Origin of the sequence: Paraburkholderia sp. (assembly GCF_047605525.1) — a bacterium.
Lineage (GTDB): Bacteria > Pseudomonadota > Gammaproteobacteria > Burkholderiales > Burkholderiaceae > Paraburkholderia.
Genome location: NZ_JASGFN010000001.1, coordinates 187,433 through 208,526 on the forward strand (window position 1 = coordinate 187,433; position 21,094 = coordinate 208,526).

Here is a 21,094-nt window from a genome sequence, read left to right on the forward strand (position 1 = left end):
AGTCACGCGCCGGCGGGCGCCTTCAGCACGGTCCAGTCGATCTTCACCGCATCCGCTTCGGCGCTGCCGAGCCACGCTTCGCCGTCCTGCACCGTGCATTGCAGCCGCATGGTCCGTTCGGCGAGCGAGCCGAGCGATGCCGCGACGTTCTCGCCCAGCGTCCACACCGTCACGTTGCGCATGCGTTCGACCTTGTTGCGCACGCCCTGCCACCAGATCTCCGACGCCCGCCCGCCATACGCGATCACGATCACGCGATTCGCGCGCCCGCTTGCCTTCGCGATGCGCCGCTCGTCCGGCTGGCCGACCTCGATCCACGTTTCGATCGCGCCGGTGAGGTCCTTCTGCCACAGGTCCGGTTCGTCCACATCCGACAGACCTTTGCAAAACTCGAGCCGTTCCTGCGCGAACAGCGCAAACGCGGCGACGCGGACCATCATCCGTTCGTCGGTTTCGGAGGGGTGACGGGCGATCGTCAGTGAATGATCGGCGTAATAGTGCCGGTCCATGTCCGCGATCTGCAGATCCGCCTTGTAAATCGTCGATTTGAGAGCCATGCCGTTGCTAAACCAGGCGCTCGCTCCACCGGAGCGCAGCGAAAAAGAATCGTCGACGGCGCGTTGCCGTTTTCCATGTTTGCTATACATCGCATGTTCCTCCCGCGCCGTTCAGCCGATACCTATAACGAGGGAGTGAGCATTTATCGCGCCACGGCGGGCTCGAAAGCCGCGCCGTACACGTCGCGAGCCGCCTCCCGCAACGCGTCGAGCACGACGGCGGCCGCCGGGGACAGCAGATGCGACTGGCGCGTGATGATACCGAATGTATCCATCCTGCACGGTAAATCGATCGGCAGGCGCTTCAACACGCCGTACTGTTGGTATTGACGCGCCACTTCGTCGGGTAACACCGCCAACATGTCGCTTTGCAGCAGCAGGCTCGAAATCGCGAGGAAATTGTTGGTATTGACGACGTTCTGCGGCGGATTGAGCCCGATCTGCGAAAACATCAGATCGAAGCGATGGCGCAAGACGCTGCCCGGCGGATGCAACACCCAGCTCGCGTTGACGATCCCACGCAGCGTCAAACCCGTTTCATTTTCGAGCGGATGGCCGGGACGCGCGACCACGCACAGTGGTTCGTCGGCGAGCGGTTCGTAGCGGATCTCGGTCTTGAACTGGTTCTGCCGCTCGAGCACCCGGCCGATCATGATGTCGAGATCGCCTTCGGCGAGGCGCGGCAGCATCACGTCCGAGGTCTCGACCTCGGCCCAGATCTGTAATTGCGGATAGCGTTCCTTCACGCTCGCGATCGCGTGCGGCACCATCGTCGCGGCGGCCGCGGCGATCACGCCGATGCGCACCTGGCCCGCGAGCCCCGAGCGCAGCGCCGAGATTTCGTCGTGCGCCTGGCTCAGATTCGACAGCACCATGCGCGCGTGGCGGATCATCACCTCGCCGTACAGCGTCGCGTGCATGCCGTGCGGGGTGCGGTCGAACAGGCTCACGCCGAGCATGTCCTCCAGCTCCTTCAGGAGCCGCGACGCAGCCGGCTGCGTCATGCCGAGCACGTCGGCCGCGCGGCGCACGTTGCCCTCTTCCTCCATCGCCGCGAGCAGCAGCAACTGGCGCGTCTTCAATCGCGCGCGCACGAACCAGTTCGAATAGCTACGCGTCATCGCGTTGTCTCCATGTTTTTTGACGAGCGGCCAACGCCACTGCGTTGCCGCTTATTCAGCTCAGGGCCCATGATGCCATACCGAAACTGATATCGGAGAGGCCTAAAAAGGGATTGGAAAGTTATTGGGGCGGCTCATACCATTCGTGGACTTTGTCAACGCCCTCCCGTGACGCCCTTTTCCGTCGATGAACCGCGATCCGCTCGTCCCTGTCGTTGCCAGCCCGTTTCGCCATTACATCAATGGCGGATGGGAGACGGGCGCGACCGCGGGCGTGTCGGTCAACCCGTCGGATCTCGACGATCCGGTCGGCGAATATGTGCGGGCCGACGCCCGGCAGACCGACAGCGCGATCGAAGCCGCGCACGCGGCATTTCGCGACTGGTCGCAGGCATCGGCGCAGCGCCGCGCCGATGCACTCGACGCGATCGGCACCGAAATGCTCGCGCGCCGCGAGGAACTGGCCCGGCTGCTCGCGCGCGAAGTCGGCAAGGTGCTGCCCGAAGCGCTCGCCGAAGCGACGCGCGCCGGCCAGCTCTTCAAGCTGTTCGCGGCCGAGGCGCTGCGCGCGTTCGTCGAGCCGCTCGCGTCGGCGCGGGCCGGCGTCGAGATCGACGTGACGCGCGAGCCGCTCGGCGTGGTCGGCATCATCGCGCCGTGGAGCGCGCCGCTCGCGCTCGCCGCGGCGAAGATCGGCGCCGCGCTCGCGCACGGCAACTGCGTCGTCTACAAGCCCGCCGAGTCGACGCCGGCCTGCGCGGCGGCGCTCGCGTCGATCATCAGCCGCGCGGGCTTGCCGGCCGGCGTGTTCAATCTCGTGATGGGCAGCGGCCGCAAGGTCGGCGCGCGCATCGTCGCGCATCCGCTCGTCGTGGCGGTCAGCTTCACCGGCTCGACCGAAACCGGCACGCGCGTGCTGCAAGCCGCCGCCGCGCGCCAGGCGCGCGTGCAACTGGAAATGGGCGGCAAGAATCCGTTCGTCGTATTGGCCGACGCCGATCCCGGCAACGCGGTCGATGCGGCGCTGACCGGCGCCTACAGCGCGACCGGCCAGCGCTGCACGGCGGCGGCGCGGCTGATCGTCGAGCGCGCGGTGTTCGGGCCGTTCGTCGACGCATTGCAGGCGAAGCTCGCGAAACTCACCGTCGATCACGCGCTGAAGCACGGCACCGATATCGGCCCGGTCGCGAACGCCGCGCAGCTCGAACGCAATCTCGACTACGTGCGCATCGGCCAGCAGGAAGGCGCGCAATTGCTGCGCGGCGGCCGGCCCGTGGAACGCGCGACACGCGGCTACTTTTTCGAGCCGGCACTGTTTCTCGGCGAACCCGAACACCGTGTCGCGCGCGAAGAGATCTTCGGCCCGCTCGCGGTCGTGCTACGCGCGGACGACTACGAGCACGCGCTGCATCTCGCGAACGACACCGCGTACGGACTCTGCGCCGGCATCTGCACGCGCTCGCTGGAGCGCGCGCGGCATTTCCGCCGCCATGTGCAAAGCGGCCTCGTGACGATCAATCTGCCGACCACGGCGGTCGAGCATCACCCCAGCGGCGGGCGCAAGGCATCGGCCTACGGCGCGGCCGACGCGGCGTTCTGGACCGCCGTGAAAACGGCGTACGTGGCGGGCTGAGCGCGATGAGACTCCCGGCAACACGCTTCGCCCCAACTTTGGCCGTGGGTTTTAGCCCGGCTTTCAGCGCCTGTTTCGCGCGCGGCGTGGCGCGCGCTTTACGTCGATTCGCGCGGATTCCCGCAACGGCTGACGCCGCCCGCGCGTGTCCCGCTGCAACTACACGACATCAATGCAACTTTTCAACCTCAGGAGACACCAGATGACCAGCAAGCTTCGCCGTTTGACCCTGTCCGCCATCGCCGCCGCGGCGCTGGCCGCGCCGTTCGCCGCGCAACTGTCCGCGCACGCGGATGAACCGCTGAAAGTCGGCTTTCTCGTGAAGATGCCGGAACAGGCGTGGTTCATCAACGAACAGAAGGCCGCGACCGCGCTCGGCAAGAAGGACGGCTTTTCGGTGGTCAACATCGGCACGCCGGACGGCGAGAAAGTGCTGGCCGCGATCGACAACCTCGGCGCGCAGGGCGCAAAGGGCTTCGTGATCTGCGCGCCCGACGTGCGCCTCGGACCGGCGATCCAGGCGCGCGCGAAGCGCTACAACATGAAGTTCGTGACCGTCGACGATCAACTGGTCGACTCGAGCGGCAAGCCGCTCGCGAACGTGCCGCATCTGGGCATGTCGGCATTCAAGATCGGCAACCAGGTCGGCCAGGCGATCACCGACGAAATGAAACGCCGCGGCTGGAAGCCCGAAGAAGTCGGCGCGCTGCGCATCACCGACTACGAACTGCCGACCGCGAAGCTGCGTACCGACGGCGCGACGCAATCGTTGCTGGCCGGCGGCTTCAGGAAGGACAACATTTTCGACGCGCCGCAGAAAACCACCGACGACGAAGGCGGTTTCAACGCGGTGTCGCCGGTGCTCGCGCAGCATCCGAACATCAAGAAGTGGGTGATCTTCGCGCTCAACGAGGAAAGCGTGCTCGGCGGCGTGCGCGCGACCGAGCAATTGCACATTCCGGCTGCGGACGTGATCGGCGTCGGCATCAACGGCGCGGGCGAAGCGTTCGCCGAGTTCCAGAAGAAGGAGCCGACCGGCTTCTACGGCACGATCGCCGTGAGCTCGACGAACCACGGCAAGGAGAGCACGGAAAACCTCGTCGAGTGGATCAAGGACGGCAAGCAACCGCCTGCCGACACGCAGACCACCGGCAAGCTGATGGTGCGCGGCAACTGGGAGGACGTGCGCAAGGAACTCGGCATTTAAGCGGGCGTTCGCGCAGCACGTAGCGGGCCGCGTCGCGCTTTCACGCGAGCGGCCCGCGCAGGTTCCACCCGTTCGAGGTTTTTCGATGACGTCCTTATCCCCTGCCTCCGCCGAGTCCTACGGCAGCGCGCCAGCGCCCTCGCCCGCCGCGCCCCGCTCCGCGCCCGGCGACGCGCCGTATCTGCGGCTCGACGGCATCACCGTGCGTTTTCCGGGCGTGCTCGCGCTCGACCAGGTCTCGCTCGAAGTGCGGCGCGGCGAGGTGCACGGGCTGATGGGCGAAAACGGCGCCGGCAAGTCGACGCTGCTGAAAGTGCTGTCCGGTGTGAATCATCCGGCGGCGGGCACGCTGTCGCTCGACGGCGTCGAGCAGCAGTTCACGACGACGAAGGCGGCGATCGCCGCGGGCATCGCGATCATCTATCAGGAACTGCATCTGGTGCCGGAGCTGACCGTCGCCGAAAACCTGATGCTCGGCGCGCTGCCGAACCGTTTCGGCGTGCTCGACGAAAAGGCGCTGGTCGCGCGCGCAATGCGCGAGCTCGAGCGGCTCGGCGAAAAAATCGATCCGTCGCGGCAGGTCAAGCATCTGTCGATCGGTCAGCGGCAGATGCTCGAAATCGGCAAGGCGCTGATGCGCGACGCGCGCGTGATCGCGTTCGACGAACCGACCAGCTCGCTGTCGTCGCGCGAGACCACGCAGTTGTTCCGGATCATCCGCGCGCTGAAGGCCGAAGGCCGCGCGATCATCTACGTCACGCACCGGATGGACGAGGTGTACGAGCTGTGCGACCGCGTCACCGTGTTTCGCGACGGCCGCCGCATCGATACGTTCGAGGCCGGCGAAGGACTCGATCGCGACCGGCTGATCAGCTGCATGGTGGGCCGCTCGATTACCGATGTGTACGGCTATCGCGCGCGCGAACTCGGCGGCGTGCAGCTCGAAGTGAAAGAACTGCTGGGGCCGGGTCTGCGCGAACCCGCAACGTTCGCGGCGCGCAGGGGCGAGATCGTCGGCTTCTTCGGGCTCGTCGGCGCGGGCCGCTCCGAGCTGATGAAGCTGATCTACGGCGCGGCCAGGCCGGCCGCCGGCGAGGTCACGCTGAAGGGTAAGCCGGTGCGTTTCGCGACGCCGCGCGACGCGGTGCGCGCGGGCGTCGCGCTGTGCCCCGAGGATCGCAAGCAGGAAGGCATCGTGTCGATCGCATCGGTGTCGGACAACCTGAACATCAGTTGCCGCCGCCGCTTCAGCCGCTTTCACGTGCTCGACAGCCGCAAGGAAGCGCAGATCACGCGCGAGTTCATCGGCAAGCTCGCGATCAAGACGCGCAGCGGCGACACACCGATCGGCACGCTATCCGGCGGCAACCAGCAGAAGGTGATCCTGTCGCGCTGGCTTGCCGAAGACATCGACGTGTTCCTGATGGACGAGCCGACGCGCGGCATCGACGTCGGCGCGCGCAGCGAGATTTACGGGCTGCTGTACGGGCTCGCGGAGGCGGGCCGCACGGTCATCGTCGTGTCGAGCGATCTCGCCGAGGTGATCGGCGTGACGGATCGCGTGATCGTGATGAAGGAAGGACGCATCGTCGGCGATCTGCCGAAGGCGCAGGCCACGCCGGATGCGTTGATCAAGCTCGCGCTGCCGCGCTGAACCGCCCTGCTCCGCGCCCGCTCATTCGACTCACGAAAAACCACCGGATCGCGCCGCTCGAATTTTTTACCGGACACCGCACTGCTGAAAAACGGCATTGAATGGAACAGACACCATGAATACACCCTCGACCGATTCCTCGACCCCAGCCGTCGTCTCCGTGGGTCTCACCGCGCGCGCGGCGCGCACCTGGGACCTGATCAACAAATCCGGCATCGTGATGGTGTTCATCATCCTGTTCGCGGTGCTGTCGTTTACGGTTCCCGACTTCCTGAGCGCGCGCAATATCCAGGGCCTGCTGCTGTCGGTTACGCTGATCGGCTCGATCTCCGTGACGATGATGTTCGTGCTCGCGCTCGGCGAGGTGGACCTGTCGGTCGCATCGATCGTCGCATTTTCCGGCGTGGTCGCCTCCGTGCTGATTACCGCGACGCATAGCGTGCTGATCGGCATCGCGGCCGGCGTGCTCGCGGGCGGCGCGGTCGGTCTCGTCAATGGCACGCTGGTCGCGCGCTACAAGATCAATTCGCTGATCGTCACGCTCGCGATGATGGAGGTCGTGCGCGGCCTCGCGTACATCACGTCGAATGGCGACGCGGTGATGATTTCCGAAGAGCGTTTCTTCGACCTCGGCGGCGGCTCGTTCCTCGGCATTTCGTATCCGATCTGGAGCAACATCGTCGGCTTCGTGCTGTTCGGTTTCCTGCTGAAGAAAACGGTGTTCGGCAAGAACGTGCTGGCCGTCGGCGGCAATAGCGAGGCGGCCGTGCTCGCGGGTCTGCCGGTCATGCGCATCAAGATCACCGTGTTCGTGCTGCAAGGGCTCGTCACCGGCTTCGCGGGCGTGATGCTCGCATCGCGGATGAGTCTCGGCGATCCGAAGACATCGGTCGGGCTCGAACTCGGCGTGATTTCGGCGTGCGTGCTCGGCGGCGTGTCGCTGACGGGCGGCGTCGCGACGATTTCCGGCGTGCTGGTCGGCGTGCTGATCATGGGTTCCGTGCAGGACGCGATGAGCCTGCTGAACGTGCCGACCTTCTATCAGTACCTGATTCGCGGCGGCATTCTGCTGCTCGCGGTGCTGTTCGACCAGTTCCGCCGCAGCAAGCGCGTGCACTGACGCGCGGCGCTTCTATTCCCGTTTTGTTCCCTGCGCTTTGCGAGAAGGCGTACTGCCGATGCGGGTCGATAATCCGCATCGGCTTTTTTTATTGCGCCGCGCGCCGCGGAGGCCAGAAAAAAAGGCGGCCTGGCATTCGACGCCAAAGCCGCCTTTTAAATCACGCGTTTACGCTTCCAGCCTTAAAAGCCGGAAATGATATGCGTGCAACCGTATTCCGGCGTTTTGCCGGAATACCGGTGTCGTACTTATTGCTTGATAAACCGGTCGTTTGCCCAAAGTCCTTCAGTGTCGCTATTGCCGGCATTCACGAACTCGACGTCGTGGCCAACCACGCGTACGACGCGGAAATTCGAGTCCGCCGGTGTCGACACGCATTGATATCCGGAGAAGAATTCCTGCATCTGTTGCTGTTCACCGGCTTGCGCGTGGTGGTCGACAGCGTCGAGCTTATCCTTCGACACGCAGCCGTACGCATTGGCCTTGAACTGGATCGTTTGCTGCGGCTTGATCATGACGTCCTGTGCCTGAACGCTCGCGGCAGCCAAACCGGCGACGGCGAAAATAACCGCAATTCGAGTTTTCATTTGTTCCTCCGGTGCGGATCAGAGACTCAGGTTAGCTATGTATTTAACTTTAACGGCGGACCCGCATCTTGCACTCTAGGAGAACTAAAAGGAACAACAAGCACATTTTGTGTGCGGTCGCAACAGTGGCGAATTGTCGCACCCGTTGCCGCACCGATTAAAGCCCTAGCAGACGTCTGAATAAAGCAGAATGAAACAGATAACTAAAAGACCGGCGGCGTGCGCGGCTTTAACTGGCAAAGGTTTGCGGGAGTATTCGCGTAAACCAGCAGCATCAATTAAATGACTTAATACAATTTAATCGCCTGCTTTGTGCGTCGCACACAAAGTCATTCGACACGCCGATGCCTGAATGCGAAATAACGGTGTAGATGCAGAAAATAAACAGTGCCAGGCGCGGCATCGAGGGTTGCCGGGCAGGGCTGGCCGCGCGGAGAAATTACTCCGGGCGGCGGTCGGTTTGGAAGAAATCGGCCTGAAACAGGCACATGCGTAGCGCATTGTGATAACGCCCGTTGCTGAAAAATTCCTCGATCAACTCGGCCTCGTGCCGGAAGCCGCATTTTTCATACACATGAATCGCCGCCGCATTCGATTTATCGACGATCAGATAGAGCTTGCGGATGTTCAGCACTGAAAACGCATAGTCGATCGCGAGCCGGGTCGCGATGCTCGCGTAGCCGCGGCCCTGCGCGTGCGGCGCAATGATGATCTGGAACTCGCCACGTCGATGGATGTAGTCGAGCTCGATCAGCTCGACAAGGCCGACGGTCGCGCCCTGGTTGTCGATCGCGACGAAGCGCCGCTCGCGCAGATCGTGGACGTGCTCGTCGTAGAGCTGGGTCAGTTCGGAGAAGGTTTCGTATGGCTCTTCGAACCAGTACCGCATGATTTTCGCGTCGTTGTTCACTTCATGGACGAAGCGCAGGTCGGTGCGCTCGAGTGGGCGCAAGCTCAGCTCGCGGCTGCGTTCGACGGTCATGGCGTTCTCCTTGAGAGCTGCTGGTTCGAATGATCGCGCAATATTCACACGATACGTGGCGGCGCGCGCATCGGGCATTTTCTGCGTGGCGTTCGAGCCTGGTCAGCGCGCGGCATAGCGAGTTTTACTGCGTGAAGCACATGCAACGCGTCATTGCAAAAAAGGCAGAAAAAAAAGGCGCAACGCGCAAAGCCGCGCGGGCAGGCGAGTGCAGGGCGATGCCGCGCCGTAGGGCCACCCGTATCGCGTGTTTCTGAGCCGCGCGGCACGCTGCGGGAACAGGCGGTGCTCTACAATGAAATCAATCTCCTGCAACTGGAGGCTATCGTGAACGAGAACGTGATACTCGGGATCTTTCTGGTCGTTCCGCTGCTGATCGTCGCGTTTCTTTTCTCCGACGAATTGTGGCAGGAACATCGTCACCTGCACGAAGGCCGGCCGTTGCATGCGCGACCCCGGCGGCACGACTGGCGCCACCCGCTGCGCCGTTCGCGCGATCGTCCTTAATCCTCGAGCCTGCTTTTTGAGTTTTCAGGTCGTCGAAAAGGCCGCGCAGCCCGGCGGTATACTCGTGCCGGATCGCCAAAGAAAAAAGCCTGCCGCGACGGGCAGGCTGAAAAAGAGATCCACACTCAATGCCTTGAAGAACAAGGCAGTTCGCAGTCTAGCGAGCCCGCGCCCGGCGATGGTTTCAATGGCTTTTACAGATGTTACGGCCGATGACCATGCGCGACGGGTGAGGGCAGCACGATATCAATCGGCGATCCATTCGGGCCGCCAGTGCGCGCGAATCCGTTTGGCGAGCGCTTCGAGCGTGTCCGTATCGGCCGGCTCGCGCGCGTGCATCTTCAGCGGTTGACCTTCCCAGCGCGGAATCACGTGGAAATGGACGTGCGGCACGGTTTGCCCGGCCGCCGCGCCGTTGAATTGTCCGATGAACACGCCGTCAGGCCGCAATGCCGCGCGCACGGCGATCGCGAGTTTCTGCACCATGCGCATCGACGCGATGAGTGATGCATCCGGCAGGTCGAAAATTTCCGCCACCGCCTCCTTCGGCACGACGAGCAGATGACCGTCGGCTTGCGGCATCAAGTCCATGAAGGCCAGAGCAGCGTTGCTTTCGGCCACTTTGATGCACGGCAATTCGCCGCGCAGAATCTTCGCGAACGGGTTGCTGTCGTTGTAGTTCATCACGTTTCCTTTCCTCGTCAGACGGGGGTCGGTTTACAGGTCGATATGGGGGCGGTGCTGTCCAAACTGTCTTGCCGCGTGGTTTTTCGTATTCTCCCCCCGATCTCTTATAACGTGCGCGCAACACGCAAGGGGGACCGGAGCAGGGCGTTGCATGCGCGCCGTCTGTAGCGGCTGTTACACAGTTAATGCCCCGTTACCACTTGCAGCATCTATTTCCATGCGTGCGCCTCACAATCCTTCCATGCCTTGAACGGCGGGAGCTCAATATGAAAAAGATCGTGGTGGCGTTGGTGATGGCGGGTAGTCTGAGCGTGGCGGGACAAGCGTCCGCGCATGGACATGGTGGTGACGTGGTAGGTGCGTTGATCGGCGGCGCGGTGCTCGGCGCGGTCGTGACGTCAGTGTTGAACCCGGCGCCGGTGGTGGCTTATCAGCAGCCGGTCTATGCGCAGCAGCCTGTGTATCAGCCGGCCCCGGCCTACGCGGGCGTGCCGCCCGGATATTGCTATGACCAGTACCAGCGCGCGTATGTCGCATGCGGTGCGCCGCCGCCCGGACAGTATGGGTATGCGCCGCCTCAACCTCAGCCGGCGTGGTAACGGCGCGAACACACACGCAGTCGCTGTGTTCCACGGCTGGTGCGAACCAAAGGAATGCTGACGGGAGTGCGGACGATCAGCGCGCAGACTAAAAGGCCGTCGCCTCGGGCGACGGCCTTTTCAGTTTGATGCACCGCTTAGTGTTTGTGATGCAGCCACTCCGCGTAATGCGTATCGAGCCAGCGCTCGAACCTGGGCGGCTGTGACGGATCGCGGTGACGGGACGTCATCCAGATGGCAAAGCCGACCACCACCATGACGGCGGGCCCCATCAGATAGGCGAGCAGCGATTCAGACATCGGGAACCTCCGTATCGGCTTGCGTCCATCTCCCAGTTTAGGCGATGGAAGCGGGGAAAGAACAACGATATGAAGCGCTTGCCTGAAGCGGCAACGGTGAGCTGGAGCCCCCATTGGAAACCCGATGTTGTCGCCACTTTTTCTTTGTTTATCGTGGGTTGGTGAGGGCCGCTCCTGGCCTGTGTACCAAAGATTTCACGGCATCGCGCGAATCGTCGGACGACGCCAAAACCTATGGCAATGCCGTCAGACCATCCCGCTCGCCGTTTGCCGCGCGGCCTCTATCTGGTTATCGACAAAGTCCGCCCAGCTCTGAAGCAGACGACGCTGCCGCGCCGCTTCATCCATCGCGTTACCCTGCAATACGTCGCTCTGCGCGGCTGATTGCTGCTCCATGTCGCGCAGATGCGTCGACGCGGTGTGACGAAAGTCATGCAGCACGAAATGCTCCACGTCCAGCCCCAACGCCTTGACCGCCTGGTTCAGCGTGCTTCTGGCGATCGGCCGATCGCCACCTCTGACGCCTGGGAACACGAAATTCTCGCCGGCGCGCATGCGATGCAGTTCGCGCAGCATGGCAACCGCCTGACGCGGCAGATGGACGACGCGGTCTTCGCGCGCGTTCAGGCGCGCGGCGGGGAGCGTCCACAGCGCGTTATCCAGATCGAACTCGGCCCATGTCGACTCGACGAGATCGGACTTGCGCACCATCGTCAGCACGAGCAGATGCAGCGCGAGCTTCAGCGGCCGACGAATGTCCGATGTGTCGATCGTGCGCAGCATCATGCCGATCTCCGTGCCGGACAGCACGCGGGTGCGGCTGTCGAAGGTCGCGATCGAGCGCGCCGGTACGATCTCCGCCGGATTGCTCGCCGCGAGTTGCCGGGCGATCAGGTACGCGTACAGACGCTTGACCACGTTGCGCGTGTGCAGCGCCATCTTCGGCGAGCCGCGGCTTTTGATTCGCTCGCAGATCGCGACGATGTCGTCGGCACTCACGGCGCCGATCGGTTTGCCGCCGATCGCGGGCAGCACGTCCTTCTCGAGCGCGCGCCGCGTGGTGCGGCGATATTCGTCCGATTTGCCCGCCATCGCCGTGGCGAGATAAAGCTCGGCGGCTTCGCGCAGCACGTCGGCCTTGCTTTCGGCGCCGCGGTCGCGCCGCGCGGTGGCGGCCGGCGAGATGCCCTGCGCGACCAGCGCCGCGTACTTCTGCGCCTTGGCGCGCGCGACGCGCAGCGAAATCATCCGGTAATCGCCGATTGTCGCGAGCGGCTGGCGCTTGCCGTTCAGCGTGTAGCGGAAGCGCCAGATCTTGCTGCCGGTCGTCATGACCTCGATCACAAGACCAGTGCCGTCGGCGACGCAGTAGCGGGTCGCGCGCGGTTCGAGCGCGCGGATCTGGGATTCGGTGAGGGGCGTGGCGAGGCGGGGCATGGCGGGATCGTCGATATACGGATTGCGGCGATTTTAAACCTTATGCCGGTTGTGTACCAAAGATTCGTGTGGTTTTGGGTCTACGGGGTGAGTTTGAGGTCTTGTGGGAGGTTTGGGAATTTCGGCTGCTTCCCTTGTCAGGTAGCCAATTGAAAGGAGTCCGCACGTGGTGTTATTTGCCAATGCAGAATCTGCTGAAAATCACTCCGAGCAGGTCGTCCGAGCTGAATTCGCCGGTAATCGAGTTCAACTGATCCTGCGCGAGCCGCAGTTCCTCGGCGAACAGATCGAGTGCCTGCGCGTTCTGCTCCGCATGCGCGGCGGCCGTCGCGAGATGTTCGTCGGCCGCGCGCAGCGCGATCAGATGCCGCTCGCGCGCGAGGTAGACGCTCTCGGCGCCCGCCTGCCAGCCGGCGATCCGCAGCAATTCGTCGCGCAGCAGCGCAACGCCGTCCCCTTTTTTCGCCGACAGACGCACCTCGCTGAGTTCGAGATCGGCGTCGAGTGCTTGCGTCGCCGGCGCGAGACCGGTCAGGTCCGTCTTGTTCAGCACACGCACGACCGGCACGCCGCGCGGAAAACGCCCGGCGATCGTTGCGTCGTCGGCCGTCATGCCGGTGCGCGCGTCGAGCAGATGCAGCACCACGTCCGCGCGCTCGATCTCGCCCCATGTGCGCTCGATGCCGATCTTCTCGACTTCGTCCTCGGTCTCGCGCAGGCCGGCCGTATCGATCACGTGCAGCGGAATGCCTTCGATCTGGATCGTCTGCGCGACCTTGTCGCGCGTCGTGCCGGCGATCGGCGTGACGATCGCGAGCTCCGCGCCGGCCAGCGCGTTCAGCAGCGACGATTTGCCGACGTTCGGCTGCCCCGCGAGCACGACCGACAAACCCTCGCGCAGCAATGCACCCTGGCGCGCTTCGCTCAGCACGTGTGCCAGACGCTCGCGAATGCGGGCGAGCTTGCCGCGCGCGTCGGCGGCTTCGAGGAAGTCGATTTCCTCTTCCGGAAAGTCGAGCGTCGCCTCGACGAGCATCCGCAGCGTAATCACGTCTTCGACGAGCGCATGGATGTCGCGCGAGAACGCGCCGTCGAGCGAGCGGCCGGCCGAGCGCGCGGCGGCCTCGGTGCTCGCCTCGATCAGGTCCGCGACGGCTTCGGCCTGCGCGAGATCGAGCTTGTCGTTCAGAAACGCGCGGCGCGTGAATTCGCCGGGCTCGGCCAGCCGCAGGCCGAACGCGCGGCCCGCGTCGATGCAGCGTTGCAGCACGAGTTGCAGTACGACCGGGCCGCCGTGGCCTTGCAGTTCGAGCACGTGCTCGCCGGTGTAGGAATGGGGCGCGGGGAAGTACAGCGCGATGCCGCGATCGAGCGGGTTGCCGCTTGCATCGAGGAATGGCACGTAGCTCGCATGGCGCGGCGCGAGCGTCTGGCCGGTAAGCGCCTGCATCAACGGCTGAGCCGCGGCCTCGCCCGCGCGGCCGAACGAAATCCGCACGACGCCAATGCCCCCCCGGCCTGGAGCGGTGGCAATGGCGACGATGGGATCGGAATCGGTCGTGAGCATGGAAGTTCGGCAAAAACGCTGAAGAGGGCGGTGCGACGCGGGTCGCAGCGGCGCGAGGCATTGTAACGCGGGCGCCTCGAATGGCCGACGGCGGTGGCGCGGCGGCGCGGTCGGCTACGGCATTGTCCCCATAATTAAGATTTATCTTATATAGGCTACGATTACTACTACATTCTCTAGGAGTTATTAAGACAGATTAAGAATTGAGTCACGTGCGAAGGCAAGCCAGGCAATAGAAAGATGAGAAAAAATCGATTTCTCCGGATCCACTGCCTGGCTTGCCGTGCAAGCTAAATTTATCTCAAATAAGAAAAATCTGATCTTGTCTGATTGTCAACTGGTTGGGCCCCGAATTGCACAATCTGGCCCATGCCAACCGACAAAGAAAAAGCCGCCTTCGCAAAACGGCTCAAAGACCTGCTCGAGCCGCTGAAAATTCGCGGCGGGACCAAGCTTGCCGAGCAATTCAATCTTCGCTATCACGGCGAGCGTCCCGTTACGCCGCAAACCGCGCACAAATGGCTCACAGGCACGACGATTCCGAAACCGGACAAATTGCGCACGCTTGCCGAATGGTTGAACGTCAAGGAGCACTGGCTCCATTACGGACCGCCGCCCGGCACGAATGCAAGACCGCTGGCGCGCGGCGAAAAGTATCCGCCCACGCCTGAGACGATCGAACTCGCGTCGAAAATCGCATCGCTGACGCCGAAAGACCGCAATCTGGTCGAGGAGATGATCGTGCGTTTCTATGGCGAAGATACCGACGAAGAATGAGCGCGTGGCCGCGAGCCGCGTTTCTTCCGCATCTCATTCTTCAGCCGCACATGAAAAAAGCCGCCCGGTTCGCACCGGGCGGCTTTTCATTTTCAGCTTGCGTCGCGGCGGCCTTGCGGGCCGCCGCGGGGCATGGCATCAGGCCGGCTTCACCTTCGACTTGCCCATCATGCGCGTGATGTAGTACTGCTGCGCGATCGACAGCACGTTGTTCACGACGTAGTACAGCACCAGACCCGCCGGGAAGAAGAAGAACATCACCGAGAACGCGATCGGCATGAACATCATCATCTTGGCCTGAACCGGGTCCGGCGGCGTCGGATTCAGCTTGGTCTGCAGGAACATCGACACGGCCATCAGAACCGGCAGGATGAAGTACGGGTCCTGCTGCGACAGATCGTGAATCCACAGAATCCACGGCGCGCCGCGCATTTCCACCGACGACAGCAGCACCCAGTACAGCGAGATGAACACCGGAATCTGGATCACGACCGGCAGACAGCCGCCGAACGGATTGACCTTCTCGGTCTTGTACAGCTCCATCAGCGCCGCGTTCATCTTCTGCGGATCGCCCTTGAAACGCTCGCGCAGCGCCTGCATGCGCGGCGTGATGGCCTTCATGCGCGCCATCGATTTGTAGCTCGCGGCCGACAGCGGGAAGAACACCGCCTTGATCAGCAGCGTGAGCAGCACGATCGACCAGCCCCAGTTGCCGACATAGCTGTGGATCTTCGACAGCAGCCAGAACAGCGGCTTCGCGATGATCGTGACATAGCCGTAGTCCTTCACCAGTTCGAGGCCCGGCGCGATGCCTTCGAGCATCTTCTCTTCTTCCGGACCGGCGAAGAGGCGCGCCGACACGGTGACGGTCTGACCGGGGGCGATGGTCGGCAGCGGCTGCTTCATACCGACGCGATACAGCGACGGATCGATCTTCTCGGCGTAGAAATCACGCTTTACGCCCTGCTGCGGAATCCAGGCCGACGCGAAGTAATGCTGGACCATGGCGACCCAGCCGTTATCGGCCGACGCCGCGAAGTCCTGCTTGTTCTTGTCCAGATCGCTGAACGTCATCTTCTGGAAGTGATGCTCGTTCGTGTAGACAGCCGGGCCGATGAAGGTGTGCGAGAAACGCGGCGTTTCGACCGGCTGGTCGTCACGCACGAGTTCCATGTAGATCTGCGGCGTGAGCGGCGTGGCGCCGACGTTCTGGATCTTCGTCTCGACGCCGATCACATAGCTGCCGCGCGTGAACGTATATGTCTTGATGACTTTCAGGCCGCCTTTTTCCGGCGACTCGAAACTCATCTGGAACGAGTTCTGACCGTCAGCCAGTTGGGTCGGCTGATTCGGCATCAGCGTGAAGACGTCGTTGTGGTTCGGGAAATCGCCACCGAGCAGACCCGTGCGGGCGAGGTAGGTGTGATTGTTGGTCTTGTCGAACAGCGTGATGACCAGATCCGGCTGCTTGCCGTCGCCCTGCTTGACGAGCGACAGGCGCGACAGCGTGCCGCCGCGGGTGTCGATTTCGCCGCTATAGACGTCGGTGCTGAACTTCACGAGTTGCGATTGCGCGGCCGCCGGCGCATTGCCGGGCGCGGCTGCGTTGGTAGCCGGCAGGTCGGCCGGCTGGGTTTCAGGCGTCGTGGTTCCCGGAGCGGCGCTGGCGACCGTCCTGGTCGGCGTGGCGCTCGGGAAGAACATCGACGGGCGTCCGTGGTCGCGTTGCCAGTTGTCGAACAGCATGACAGCCGACATGAAAAAGATGACCCATAGGACGGTGCGTTTGATATCCATGCGTTGTCTCAGTGTCGATGGAACGGCGCGTCAGCGCTTTTCAGAGGTGGGTGGCGGGACGAGATCGATGCCGCCCGCGGAAAACGGGTGGCAGCGGCAAACACGCCTCACGGCGAGATAAGTCCCGCGCGCGGCGCCATGATACTGGATTGCCTCGCGCGCGTAATCAGAGCAGGAAGGGTAAAAACGGCACCGGTTGCCGAGCATGGGGCTGACGGCAAGCTTGTAAAAACGCAATAAAGCGATGAGTACCGTTTGCATGGCAGGTGCGGCCGGACGGCGCCGCGCAACGTGGAGTACCGGGCGACGCCCGCGCCCTGAAGCTGCCAGCGCAATCTCGATTGCGCTGGCCGTGGTGCGGGCGGTCACTGCGTCATTCCGTCTTGGGCGCCTCCGCAGGCGGCGCCTGACGACGGGTAATTTCGCGCGCCGCCTTGTCGAGCAACGCTTCGATTTCGCTGCGGCACAGCGCTCGTAACGGCGGTGACGACGCGCTCGGCAGAGCTTTCCTGTCGAAGCGCGTATGCAGACGCAGCAGCACATCCCAACCGCCGAATTCCGCGCGACGCAGCCGGAAGGCTTCACGCGCGATTCGACGCACCAGATTCCGTGTGGCCGCGCGCGGCGCATACTTCTTGCCGATCACGAGGCCGAGACGCGCCTCGTTGCCGGTGGGCCGCCCGTACACGACGAAGTGCGCGGTACGGCGCCACGGCCGCAAACGAAAAACGGATGAAAATTCATCCGTTTTTAGCAGCCTTGCGGCTTTGGGGAAGGCGGCTTGCGCTGGCAACGGAACCGGACCCGGTTGCTGCGCCCCGGCCGCTCCCGCTTCGCCGCGGGCTTCGGTCACAGCGCGCAATCCGCTCGCCTTAGATAGCGAGGCGCTTGCGGCCCTTCGCGCGACGTGCGTTGATGACCTTGCGGCCGCCAGCGGTCTTCATGCGAACGCGAAAGCCATGGGTGCGCTTGCGACGGGTAACGGAAGGTTGGTAAGTACGTTTCATGTTGCTCTCACTTGATCGAAAAAAACCGCGCGATCATCGCTGAAAGCGCAATGGCCGGTGGTTTGCTGAAATTGGTTTTCGCGGAACCCGCTATTTAAACCGGTTTTCCGTTGGCCGTCAATAGTTTAGCGGCTTTCAGACGCTGTCCATACCCATTCGGCCAGGTGATCCGTCCCTGTGGATAACTCCCTTGCGGGTCCGTTTTGGCGTTAGAATCTCGCCTTACTTCCCAAAAATGTTGCACGTCGCTCCGGCACGTTTGTTCCCGCAAACCCTTGTGGCACAAGCGCCTGGAGCCGTTACGCCTGGCTGCTCAGGGCCTTGTTGCGCGCGCGCGACAGGGGCAGCGGCGACCGCCGTGCACACCATAACGACAGCAACTCGATGAACGAATTCTGGCAACACTGTTCCGCATTGCTGGAGCGTGAGCTTACGCCCCAGCAGTACGTGACGTGGATCAAACCGTTGGCCCCGGTCGCCTTCGACGCCGATGCGAACACGCTTTCCATCGCCGCGCCGAATCGCTTCAAACTTGACTGGGTCAAGAGCCAGTTCTCCGGCCGCATCGCGGATATGGCGCGCGATTTCTGGCATACCCCGGTCGACGTGCAATTCGTGCTGGATCCAAAGGCCGGCATGCGCGGCCCGGCCGCCGCGGCGCCGGCTGCGGCACCCGCGCGCCCGGCTTCGTCGGCGCCGCAAGGCGCCCATGCGGGCGGCGTGACCGCCGTGGACGCAGCCGTGAGCGCCGTGCAGGCCGCGCAGATGGTGCGCGCCAATCCCGCCGCGGCGGGATTGGCCGCCATGCAAAACGCAAACTCCCGCAACGCGGCCGAAGACGCCGCCGACCTCGATCTGCCGAGCCTCGACGCAAACGAAGCCGCCGCCGCGCGCCGTACGTGGCGCCCGGGCCAGGGCGCGGGCGCGGCCGGCAATGGCGACAACGACTCGATGTACGAGCGCTCGAAGCTGAACCCGGTGCTGACATTCGATAACTTCGTGACCGGTAAGGCCAACCAGCTCGCGCGCGCGGCGGCGATCCAGGTCGCGGACAACCCCGGTATCTCGTATAACCCGCTGTTCCTGTATGGCGGCGTGGGGCTGGGCAAGACCCACCTGATCCACGCGATCGGCAACCAGTTGCTGATGGACAAGTCCGGTGCGCGGATCCGCTACATCCACGCGGAACAGTATGTGTCGGACGTGGTGAAGGCGTACCAGCGCAAGGCGTTCGACGACTTCAAGCGCTACTACCATTCGCTCGATCTGCTGCTGATCGACGATATCCAGTTCTTTTCCGGCAAGTCGCGGACGCAGGAGGAATTCTTCTACGCATTCGAGGCGCTGGTCGCGAACAAGGCGCAGGTCATTATCACCAGCGATACCTACCCGAAAGAGATTTCGGGCATCGACGACCGCCTGATCTCGCGCTTCGACTCCGGCCTGACCGTCGCGATCGAGCCCCCCGAGCTGGAAATGCGCGTCGCGATTCTGATGCGCAAGGCGCAATCGGAATTCGTGAGCCTGAACGAGGACGTCGCGTTTTTCGTCGCGAAGCATTTGCGCTCGAACGTACGCGAACTGGAAGGCGCGCTGCGCAAGATCCTCGCGTATTCGAAGTTCCACGGCCGCGAAATCACGATCGAACTAACGAAAGAAGCGTTGAAAGACCTGCTGACGGTGCAGAACCGGCAGATTTCGGTGGAAAACATCCAGAAGACCGTCGCCGATTTCTACAGCATCAAGGTCGCGGACATGTATTCGAAGAAGCGCCCGGCAAATATCGCGCGGCCGCGGCAGATCGCGATGTATCTGGCCAAGGAACTGACGCAGAAGAGCCTGCCGGAAATCGGCGAGCTGTTCGGCGGCCGCGACCACACGACGGTGCTGCACGCGGTGCGCAAAATCGCCGACGAGCGAGGCAAGGACGCGCAGTTGAACCACGAGTTGCACGTGCTGGAGCAGACGTTGAAAGGCTGAATGCGCCGGCACGGAACGGCTGAGAACTGCCGGATGAGCCGCGGAAGCGGTGAACGGTAGAAGCGGATGAAAACGGGCGGGAAAACGCGGCAAGGAGAAGGGACAGAAAGCGGGGGACAGAAAACGGCCGGAAATCGGCCCGGAAAACCCGTCGCCGAGCGGACCGCCCGGTGGATCGATGGAGCAAATTGCGAGCAAACCGGAGAACGCACCGGAAAATCGACCTGTTTATTCCCGAACTCGCCCCCATTTTAGTGAGGCGGTCCCGTTTTCAGGCACAATACAGGTTTAACCGCCCGGCGGCCGCGGGCGGATTTCACGCCGTGTCGGGCGCTCCCGTGGCGCCGGCGGGGAGCCGCGGCTGCACGCTGGAAATGCTTGTCCCGTAAGGCGTGCAGGCCGTTATATCAACGAAGGAACCTTATGCAACTGGTCAAGACCGAACGCGATAACCTCCTCAGGCCGCTGCAAACCGTGAGCGGCATCGTCGAACGCCGCCATACGTTGCCGATCCTCGCCAATTTGCTGATCACCAAGAACGGTCCGGACGTGTCGTTCCTGTCGACCGACCTCGAGTTGCAGATCACCACGCGCGCCGATTTCGGCGTGGGCGGCGATTCGGTTGCGACCACGGTGGCGGCGCGCAAGCTCCTCGACATCCTGCGTGCGATGCCCGACGGCCAGGTCACGCTGACGCTGAACGACAAGCGTCTGACGGTGCAGTCCGGCAAAAGCCGCTTTGCGCTGCAAACGCTCGCCGCGGACGAGTTCCCGACCGTCGCTCAGGCTAAAGACTACGGCGCGAGCCTCGTGGTTCCGCAGAAAACATTCCGTCAACTGCTCGGCATGGTCCATTTCTCGATGGCCCAGCAGGACATCCGCTACTACCTGAACGGCATGCTGCTGGTGGTGGACGGCGACCAGTTGATGGCGGTCGCGACCGACGGCCACCGCCTCGCGTTCTCGTCGATGAAGATCGAAGGGTCGTTCGCGCGCCAGGAAGTGATCATTCCGCGCAAGACGATTCTCGAACTGCAGCGCCTGCTCGAAGATATCGACGACACGCTGAAGATCGACATCGCGCAAACGCAGGTGAAGTTCACGTTCGGCCAGGTCGAACTCGTGTCGAAGCTCGTGGAAGGCAAGTTCCCCGACTTCCAGCGCGTGATCCCGAAGTCGCACAAGAACAAGTTCCAGATTGGCCGCGAAGAACTGCAGCGCTCGCTGCAGCGCGCGGCGATCCTGACGTCGGACAAATTCAAGGGCGTGCGCTGCATCGTCGAGCCGGGCCAGTTGAAGATCATGTCGACCAACGCCGATCAGGAAGAGGCGCAGGAAGAACTGGAAATCGCATACGACGGCGATAGCGTCGATATCGGGTTCAACGTCACGTATCTGCTCGACGTGCTCGCGAACCTGAAGGTGGACATGCTGCAAGTGAGCCTGGGTGACGCCAGCTCCAGCGCGTTGATCACGATTCCCGAGAACGACGAATTCAAATACGTAGTGATGCCGATGCGCATCTGATACGTCCAACACCAATAACACACCAAGGGGCGCAGCGCCCCTTTGGCGT

The 21,094-nt window shown here is 63.1% G+C and carries 21 protein-coding genes; 9 read left to right on the forward strand and 12 right to left on the reverse strand.

Annotation, left to right across the window (positions count from 1 at the left end; translation table 11 throughout):
* Nucleotides 1–2: 2 nt before the first annotated feature.
* Together QM685_RS00900 and QM685_RS00905 are read right to left on the reverse strand one after the other, a co-directional pair.
* On the reverse strand, nt 3–557 hold the full coding sequence (locus tag QM685_RS00900; RefSeq protein WP_415111965.1) for a YaeQ family protein: 555 nt from the start codon (nt 555–557) through the stop codon (nt 3–5).
* Nucleotides 558–700: 143 nt separating this feature from the next.
* Nucleotides 701–1,678, reverse strand: a complete 978-nt coding sequence (locus QM685_RS00905; RefSeq protein WP_415111966.1) for a LysR family transcriptional regulator — start codon at nt 1,676–1,678, stop codon at nt 701–703.
* 187 nt (nt 1,679–1,865) lie between these two features.
* Between QM685_RS00905 and QM685_RS00910 the strand changes: the two genes are divergently transcribed.
* From QM685_RS00910 to araH, 4 genes are all read left to right on the forward strand, one after another.
* Complete coding sequence (locus QM685_RS00910; protein ID WP_415111967.1) at nt 1,866–3,311, forward strand: aldehyde dehydrogenase family protein; 1,446 nt, start codon at nt 1,866–1,868, stop codon at nt 3,309–3,311.
* Nucleotides 3,312–3,513: 202 nt separating this feature from the next.
* Complete coding sequence (locus QM685_RS00915) at nt 3,514–4,518, forward strand: arabinose ABC transporter substrate-binding protein (RefSeq protein WP_415111968.1); 1,005 nt, start codon at nt 3,514–3,516, stop codon at nt 4,516–4,518.
* Between the two features lie 85 nt (nt 4,519–4,603).
* A complete protein-coding gene (gene araG, locus QM685_RS00920) occupies nt 4,604–6,172 on the forward strand; it encodes an L-arabinose ABC transporter ATP-binding protein AraG (RefSeq protein WP_415111969.1) in 1,569 nt (522 codons plus the stop codon).
* A 115-nt stretch (nt 6,173–6,287) separates the two neighbouring features.
* Nucleotides 6,288–7,292, forward strand: a complete 1,005-nt coding sequence (gene araH, locus QM685_RS00925; protein ID WP_415111970.1) for an L-arabinose ABC transporter permease AraH — start codon at nt 6,288–6,290, stop codon at nt 7,290–7,292.
* A gap of 248 nt (nt 7,293–7,540) precedes the next feature.
* On the opposite strand, the gene sap1 is transcribed toward araH, so the two are convergent.
* Nucleotides 7,541–7,879 carry a surface attachment protein Sap1 gene (gene sap1, locus QM685_RS00930; protein WP_415111971.1) on the reverse strand — a complete coding sequence of 113 codons (339 nt, stop codon included), beginning with the start codon at nt 7,877–7,879 and terminating at the stop codon, nt 7,541–7,543.
* Between the two features lie 439 nt (nt 7,880–8,318).
* Nucleotides 8,319–8,861, reverse strand: coding sequence for a spermidine N1-acetyltransferase (gene speG / locus QM685_RS00935; protein WP_415111972.1), 543 nt, complete (start codon nt 8,859–8,861; stop codon nt 8,319–8,321).
* A 327-nt stretch (nt 8,862–9,188) separates the two neighbouring features.
* Here speG and QM685_RS00940 point away from each other — a divergent pair, with 327 nt between their 5' ends.
* Nucleotides 9,189–9,368 (forward strand): hypothetical protein, encoded by a 180-nt coding sequence (locus QM685_RS00940; protein ID WP_415112304.1) that lies wholly within the window; start codon nt 9,189–9,191, stop codon nt 9,366–9,368.
* Between the two features lie 246 nt (nt 9,369–9,614).
* On the opposite strand, the gene QM685_RS00945 is transcribed toward QM685_RS00940, so the two are convergent.
* On the reverse strand, nt 9,615–10,052 hold the full coding sequence (locus tag QM685_RS00945) for an HIT family protein (RefSeq protein ID WP_415111973.1): 438 nt from the start codon (nt 10,050–10,052) through the stop codon (nt 9,615–9,617).
* Nucleotides 10,053–10,321: 269 nt separating this feature from the next.
* On the opposite strand from QM685_RS00945, the gene QM685_RS00950 reads away from it, so the two are divergent.
* Nucleotides 10,322–10,654 (forward strand): ecotin precursor, encoded by a 333-nt coding sequence (locus tag QM685_RS00950; RefSeq protein ID WP_415111974.1) that lies wholly within the window; start codon nt 10,322–10,324, stop codon nt 10,652–10,654.
* Between the two features lie 137 nt (nt 10,655–10,791).
* On the opposite strand, the gene QM685_RS00955 is transcribed toward QM685_RS00950, so the two are convergent.
* The 3 genes from QM685_RS00955 to mnmE all read right to left on the reverse strand — a co-directional run bounded on the left by QM685_RS00955 (nt 10,792) and on the right by mnmE (nt 13,957).
* Nucleotides 10,792–10,953: a hypothetical protein gene (locus tag QM685_RS00955; RefSeq protein ID WP_415111975.1), complete on the reverse strand. Its 162-nt coding sequence runs from the start codon at nt 10,951–10,953 to the stop codon at nt 10,792–10,794.
* A gap of 246 nt (nt 10,954–11,199) precedes the next feature.
* Entirely contained in the window at nt 11,200–12,390 is a 1,191-nt protein-coding gene (locus QM685_RS00960) for a tyrosine-type recombinase/integrase (protein ID WP_415111976.1), read from the reverse strand.
* A gap of 172 nt (nt 12,391–12,562) precedes the next feature.
* Entirely contained in the window at nt 12,563–13,957 is a 1,395-nt protein-coding gene (gene mnmE, locus QM685_RS00965) for a tRNA uridine-5-carboxymethylaminomethyl(34) synthesis GTPase MnmE (RefSeq protein WP_415111977.1), read from the reverse strand.
* A 369-nt stretch (nt 13,958–14,326) separates the two neighbouring features.
* Here mnmE and QM685_RS00970 point away from each other — a divergent pair, with 369 nt between their 5' ends.
* Nucleotides 14,327–14,734 (forward strand): XRE family transcriptional regulator, encoded by a 408-nt coding sequence (locus QM685_RS00970; protein ID WP_415111978.1) that lies wholly within the window; start codon nt 14,327–14,329, stop codon nt 14,732–14,734.
* Between the two features lie 138 nt (nt 14,735–14,872).
* Here the strand turns inward: QM685_RS00970 and yidC are convergent, their stop codons facing one another.
* The 4 genes from yidC to rpmH all read right to left on the reverse strand — a co-directional run bounded on the left by yidC (nt 14,873) and on the right by rpmH (nt 17,538).
* The gene (gene yidC, locus QM685_RS00975; protein WP_415111979.1) at nt 14,873–16,531 is read right to left on the reverse strand and encodes a membrane protein insertase YidC; all 1,659 of its coding nucleotides are present in this window, start codon (nt 16,529–16,531) and stop codon (nt 14,873–14,875) included.
* Between the two features lie 30 nt (nt 16,532–16,561).
* Entirely contained in the window at nt 16,562–16,792 is a 231-nt protein-coding gene (yidD, locus tag QM685_RS00980) for a membrane protein insertion efficiency factor YidD (protein WP_187632646.1), read from the reverse strand.
* A 112-nt stretch (nt 16,793–16,904) separates the two neighbouring features.
* On the reverse strand, nt 16,905–17,384 hold the full coding sequence (locus QM685_RS00985; RefSeq protein ID WP_415111980.1) for a ribonuclease P protein component: 480 nt from the start codon (nt 17,382–17,384) through the stop codon (nt 16,905–16,907).
* A 19-nt stretch (nt 17,385–17,403) separates the two neighbouring features.
* Complete coding sequence (gene rpmH / locus QM685_RS00990; protein ID WP_004198824.1) at nt 17,404–17,538, reverse strand: 50S ribosomal protein L34; 135 nt, start codon at nt 17,536–17,538, stop codon at nt 17,404–17,406.
* A gap of 384 nt (nt 17,539–17,922) precedes the next feature.
* On the opposite strand from rpmH, the gene dnaA reads away from it, so the two are divergent.
* Both dnaA and dnaN read left to right on the forward strand, forming a co-directional pair.
* The gene (gene dnaA, locus QM685_RS00995) at nt 17,923–19,518 is read left to right on the forward strand and encodes a chromosomal replication initiator protein DnaA (protein ID WP_415111981.1); all 1,596 of its coding nucleotides are present in this window, start codon (nt 17,923–17,925) and stop codon (nt 19,516–19,518) included.
* Nucleotides 19,519–19,941: 423 nt separating this feature from the next.
* Nucleotides 19,942–21,045 carry a DNA polymerase III subunit beta gene (gene dnaN, locus QM685_RS01000; protein ID WP_129956695.1) on the forward strand — a complete coding sequence of 368 codons (1,104 nt, stop codon included), beginning with the start codon at nt 19,942–19,944 and terminating at the stop codon, nt 21,043–21,045.
* The last annotated feature ends 49 nt before the right edge of the window (nt 21,046–21,094 follow it).

What these genes read in the sequence shown, in the direction of transcription:
- QM685_RS00900 (WP_415111965.1), bottom strand. Translation starts at nt 557, where the DNA reads ATGGCTCTCAAATCGACGATTTACAAGGCGGATCTGCAGATCGCGGAC.
- QM685_RS00905 (WP_415111966.1), bottom strand. Translation starts at nt 1,678, where the DNA reads ATGACGCGTAGCTATTCGAACTGGTTCGTGCGCGCGCGATTGAAGACG.
- QM685_RS00910 (WP_415111967.1), top strand. Translation starts at nt 1,866, where the DNA reads ATGAACCGCGATCCGCTCGTCCCTGTCGTTGCCAGCCCGTTTCGCCAT.
- QM685_RS00915 (WP_415111968.1), top strand. Translation starts at nt 3,514, where the DNA reads ATGACCAGCAAGCTTCGCCGTTTGACCCTGTCCGCCATCGCCGCCGCG.
- araG (WP_415111969.1), top strand. Translation starts at nt 4,604, where the DNA reads ATGACGTCCTTATCCCCTGCCTCCGCCGAGTCCTACGGCAGCGCGCCA.
- araH (WP_415111970.1), top strand. Translation starts at nt 6,288, where the DNA reads ATGAATACACCCTCGACCGATTCCTCGACCCCAGCCGTCGTCTCCGTG.
- sap1 (WP_415111971.1), bottom strand. Translation starts at nt 7,879, where the DNA reads ATGAAAACTCGAATTGCGGTTATTTTCGCCGTCGCCGGTTTGGCTGCC.
- speG (WP_415111972.1), bottom strand. Translation starts at nt 8,861, where the DNA reads ATGACCGTCGAACGCAGCCGCGAGCTGAGCTTGCGCCCACTCGAGCGC.
- QM685_RS00945 (WP_415111973.1), bottom strand. Translation starts at nt 10,052, where the DNA reads ATGAACTACAACGACAGCAACCCGTTCGCGAAGATTCTGCGCGGCGAA.
- QM685_RS00950 (WP_415111974.1), top strand. Translation starts at nt 10,322, where the DNA reads ATGAAAAAGATCGTGGTGGCGTTGGTGATGGCGGGTAGTCTGAGCGTG.
- QM685_RS00955 (WP_415111975.1), bottom strand. Translation starts at nt 10,953, where the DNA reads ATGTCTGAATCGCTGCTCGCCTATCTGATGGGGCCCGCCGTCATGGTG.
- QM685_RS00960 (WP_415111976.1), bottom strand. Translation starts at nt 12,390, where the DNA reads ATGCCCCGCCTCGCCACGCCCCTCACCGAATCCCAGATCCGCGCGCTC.
- mnmE (WP_415111977.1), bottom strand. Translation starts at nt 13,957, where the DNA reads ATGCTCACGACCGATTCCGATCCCATCGTCGCCATTGCCACCGCTCCA.
- QM685_RS00970 (WP_415111978.1), top strand. Translation starts at nt 14,327, where the DNA reads ATGCCAACCGACAAAGAAAAAGCCGCCTTCGCAAAACGGCTCAAAGAC.
- yidC (WP_415111979.1), bottom strand. Translation starts at nt 16,531, where the DNA reads ATGGATATCAAACGCACCGTCCTATGGGTCATCTTTTTCATGTCGGCT.
- yidD (WP_187632646.1), bottom strand. Translation starts at nt 16,792, where the DNA reads ATGCAAACGGTACTCATCGCTTTATTGCGTTTTTACAAGCTTGCCGTC.
- rpmH (WP_004198824.1), bottom strand. Translation starts at nt 17,538, where the DNA reads ATGAAACGTACTTACCAACCTTCCGTTACCCGTCGCAAGCGCACCCAT.
- dnaA (WP_415111981.1), top strand. Translation starts at nt 17,923, where the DNA reads ATGAACGAATTCTGGCAACACTGTTCCGCATTGCTGGAGCGTGAGCTT.
- dnaN (WP_129956695.1), top strand. Translation starts at nt 19,942, where the DNA reads ATGCAACTGGTCAAGACCGAACGCGATAACCTCCTCAGGCCGCTGCAA.